We start from the raw sequence: 4,373 nt of genomic DNA on the forward strand, positions 1-4,373 counted from the left end.
AGTGAATCGGTTCCGTACTATCTGTACTGTCTGCGGCTTCGTCGCCTTGTCCTGATTTAAATTTAATCCACTATATCGTCCGTTCACCCGCCACATAGCGCGATATGGTGGCACAAAGGTCGTCTGAAAAGGTTTTCAGACGACCTTTTTTAATCTTGTCTCAGCCTTGGTTGAGCGCGTAAATCTCGCCCAAATTGCGCCAGCAGCCCGCTGCGTCCATACCGTAGCCGAAGACGTAGCGGTTGGGCACATCCATTCCGACATAATCCGCCTTGGTCGGTTTTTCCTTGTCGATCAACTTGTTGGCAAACACAGCCGCACGGCAGCTCGCCGCCCCCATTTCCAAGAGCTTGGACTGAATCGCCGACATCGTGTGTCCCTCGTCCAAAATATCGTCCAACACAACCACATGGCGGCCCCGAATCTGCTCAGGGTCGGGCATCCGCTTCCAGTTGAACGCACCGCCCGCCAGCTTGTCGCCGTAACGGGAAACATGCACATAATCAAAGTCCAACGGAAAGCGCAACAGTGGCAGCAACTGCCCCGTAAACACCACAGCCCCACCCATCACAGGCAGCAGGAGCGGATATTTGTCCCCCAAGTCGCGCGTAATCTCGTCCGCCACTTTTTGCAGCGCGGCACGGCATTGGTCTTGGTCGAACAAAAGCTCGGCATTATCAAGCATGGCTTGGGTTTCAAGGCGTTTGGTCTCTAAATCGATCATGGTAAACAGGGAAAATCAGTTGAGAAAAAGGAAATTATAAACCCAAATCGCGCTGAGGTCGTCTGAAAGCAGGCTTTAAAGTTGCAGAAGAACAGTTTGTTTTGCCGGAATCCGTATAAGCCTGCCAAATTTAGCCTAAGTCAGAAAATTCTGTAATTTTCCACCAGTTGTTTGGCTTTAGGAGTAGAATGCCAAAATATTAATTTGTATCATGATTTGAGGCTTAAGTGTCTCAACACAGAATGTTGCTCTACAAATTTCAGACGACGTTTGGATGAAATTTTGTAATTTTCCAACAAAGCCGTATGCCATTTATCAACGGATTGACCGAAAGGACGCTTCACATGAGTAATGCAAAACGCGATGTAACCCGCATCAGCCACAACACCAAAATCGTTGCTACGTTGGGGCCGGGCAGCAACAATGTTCAGTTGTTGGAAGACATGATCCGTGTAGGCGGTCTGAATGTCGTCCGTTTCAATTTCAGCCACGGCACGCCCGAGTTTCATCAGGAAAATGCCCGCATCGTGCGTGAAGCGGCAAAACGCGCCGGACAGGAAATTGCCATCCTCGCCGACTTGCAAGGTCCGAAAATCCGCGTCGGCAAAATCGCCAGCGGCAGCATTGAATTGAATAAAGGCGAAACGCTGGTTCTGGATGCCGCGCTCGAAGGCGAAGGCACGCGCGACGCGGTCGGTTTGGACTACCGTGACCTGCCTAACGATGTCGTTGCGGGCGATGTTTTGTGGCTGGACGACGGTTTGCTGACTTTGACCGTGGAATCCGTTGAAGGCAGTAAGATTGTTACTAAAGTTGAAAACAGCCATGTGTTGAAAAGCAACAAAGGCATCAATAAACGCGGCGGCGGTTTGTCCGCAGGCGCGTTGACCGAGAAAGACTTTCGCGACCTGAAAACCGCGATTGCCATCGGTTGCGATTACCTCGCCATCAGCTTTGTGAAATCCGCCGAAGATTTGCACATCGCCCGCGCCAAAGTCGAAGAAGAAATGAAAGGCAGCACTGCCGTACGCCCCGGTTTGGTTTCCAAAATCGAACGGGTGGAAGCGATTGAAAACTTGGACGAAATCATCCTTGCCAGCGACGGTATCATGGTGGCACGCGGCGACTTGGCGGTCGAAGTCGGACACGCAGCCGTCCCCGCCCTGCAAAAACGAATGATCCGCCGCGCACGCGAGTTGCGCCGCTTCAGCATTACCGCAACCCAAATGATGGAATCCATGATCACCAACCCCGTACCGACCCGCGCGGAAGTCAGCGACGTGGCAAACGCGGTATTGGACGGCACCGATGCGGTGATGTGTTCCGCCGAAACCGCCGTCGGCGCGTATCCTTTTGAAACTGTCAGCCAAATGGCGATTATCTGCGCGGCAGCCGAAAAAGAGCAGGACTCGCTCAACGGCGTTGCCGAACAGGTCGATTATCCCGAAGCCGTCAGCACCAACCTGGCAATTGCCGGCGGCGCGGTCGGAGTAGCGCGTGCGGTTCACGCCAAAGCGATTGTCGCCCTGACCGAAAGTGGCTCAACCGCCTTCGAAATCAGCCGCCACAACATCACTTTGCCGATTTTCGCCCTGACTCCGAGCATTTCCGCCCAACGCCGCATGGCAATGTATCGCGGCGTGCGCCCGATGATTCTGGCGACCAGCACCGACCACGATACTGCACTAAACGAAGTGGAAGCTGTGTTGGTCGAACACAAAATCCTGTGTTCCGGCGACCAATACATCATTACCAGCGGCTCGAAAATGCGCGAATCCGGTTCGACCAATACGCTGGAAGTGTTGCGCGTTAAATAATCGACACGCAAACGACAGATAATCATGAGGTCGTCTGAAAACTTGGAAACGGGTTTTCAGACGACCTTTTCGCAATATGCCGTGTCGTCATGCGGAATGCGGAGCGGATGGCTTGCCGGAGCGGGTTATATTGCCTGATGCTCAATACAGATGCTCAATACAGCAGTTTTTTGCGGGGTATTTCGATTGTACCGACCTGTTTCAGTAGGCTGATGTCCAAATCCGTCTGCGAGATACAGGCATCGCCAAAAACGTTTTCACAGTCGGTGTCCACGCGGACGATTCCGCCGAATTCTCCTGCTTTGGCAAGGGTATGGATGTCGGCAAAAATACCTGCGTAAATTTCGTCTGCCGCCAGCATGTCCGCTCCTTCGGCAAATACCGGCAGCCGTGCCAGCGCGGCGGCGACAGCCGAAGCGGAAGGGTGGTCAGAAATAGCGGTGGCTTTCAGGCGGATGTTTTTCGCCATACCTTTACCGTGATTGCGGATAACGAAGGCAATCATGCCGGGTTTGTCTTCTACCGGGCGGATGGCGGCATGCAGGACGGGGTGGACGCTTTCACGCTGTATCAGTTTTTCCCGATGCTGCATTTCGCTTTTTGCCTTGATTCTGACCGAAACGACAGCCCACGCAAGCCAAACCAGCGCGATGGCGGAAAATGCCGTGATGACAGGGGTAAGGTCGGCGAGATAGTCTTGGGGGTTAAACCAGACGCAGGCGGTTAGAAAACCGGCAAAAAACATCAAAATGTATAAAGCCGGTGCAAAACGGCTGAGGACGGATGCGTGCATAAAGATTCCTGTCGTTGGCAGAATAAGGTCGTCTGAAAGCGCTGTGCGGTATTGTCTTAAGACAATATGATTGTAACGTAAACCATATGGTTTAACATGCCCGAATAACGAACGGCATAATCGGAAGAGGGACGGCGACGCTATTGCCTCCCGCCGCCCGCTGCTTTACCATAAGCCGCTTTCGGTAAAAATGCCGCCACCACTTCCCATCACACAACTACCATGAAAAAACTGATCACCTCGTTGCCTATTTTCATTGTCTTAGCCGACATGGTTTACGGCTTTGTCCTCAATATCTCGCAAGGGCTTAATTTGCAGCAAAGCACGCCTTCTGACGGCGGACTTGCCGTTACCCCCGATATTGCGTTCAACAGCCTGCAAATTATTGCCAACGGCGGCATGATGGTTATTATCGGCTTCGGACTGCTGACTCTGCTCCAACTTAACGGTACGGTTTTAAAACGCCGTATCCTGCCCATCGGCATTTTCCGCACGTTGGGGCTGCTGGCGGTATTGGCATTCAGTGTGCCGTCGCTGTGGGAATGGGGCAATGCGCTGATTTCCGCTGCTATGGGGTATCCCGTGTTCAATTTCGGCAACCCGCGCTATTTGGCCAGCGCATTTTGTATGCCGCTGATTGCCTTATTGTGTCTGAAGCGGCTGTACGATTGGTACAAACTGCACCGTTTGCCGCAAGCGGATACGGTCGTGCCTGCCGCAGCACAGGAACCGGATAAAAAGGTCGTCTGAAAATCCTTTTTCTGGTTTTCAGACGACCGGTTTCCATAGGTTTCGGGAAATAAAGAATATCGGAAAATAGCAAAGATGAGATGCTTAAACCTAATGATATATAACGTGAATTCGAGATAAGGCTCTCTTTGTCTGATGGTGGGCAGTGCGTCGCAGATGCCTGTTGTGAAATGTGGCGGGACTTCGCCCGCGAAAAAACGTTTTAACCTATAGAGACCTTTGCAAAATTCCCCAAAATCCCCTAAATTCCCACCAAGACATTTAGGGGATTTTCCATGAGCACCTTCTT

4 protein-coding genes are annotated in these 4,373 nt (G+C 52.1%); 2 read left to right on the forward strand and 2 right to left on the reverse strand.

Annotated features, from left to right (window positions below; translation table 11 throughout):
• Positions 1-160: 160 nt before the first annotated feature.
• On the reverse strand, positions 161-724 hold the full coding sequence (locus AC5M9B_RS04525) for a hypoxanthine-guanine phosphoribosyltransferase (RefSeq protein WP_003767818.1): 564 nt from the start codon (positions 722-724) through the stop codon (positions 161-163).
• A gap of 344 nt (positions 725-1,068) precedes the next feature.
• On the opposite strand from AC5M9B_RS04525, the gene pyk reads away from it, so the two are divergent.
• A complete protein-coding gene (gene pyk / locus AC5M9B_RS04530) occupies positions 1,069-2,541 on the forward strand; it encodes a pyruvate kinase (protein ID WP_070655173.1) in 1,473 nt (490 codons plus the stop codon).
• Positions 2,542-2,695: 154 nt separating this feature from the next.
• Here the strand turns inward: pyk and AC5M9B_RS04535 are convergent, their stop codons facing one another.
• Positions 2,696-3,334 (reverse strand): DUF8453 domain-containing protein, encoded by a 639-nt coding sequence (locus AC5M9B_RS04535; protein WP_070655171.1) that lies wholly within the window; start codon positions 3,332-3,334, stop codon positions 2,696-2,698.
• A 222-nt stretch (positions 3,335-3,556) separates the two neighbouring features.
• Here AC5M9B_RS04535 and AC5M9B_RS04540 point away from each other — a divergent pair, with 222 nt between their 5' ends.
• Entirely contained in the window at positions 3,557-4,084 is a 528-nt protein-coding gene (locus AC5M9B_RS04540; RefSeq protein WP_070655168.1) for a hypothetical protein, read from the forward strand.
• Positions 4,085-4,373: the final 289 nt, after the last annotated feature.

The sequence above is a fragment of the Neisseria flava genome, from assembly GCF_982712965.1.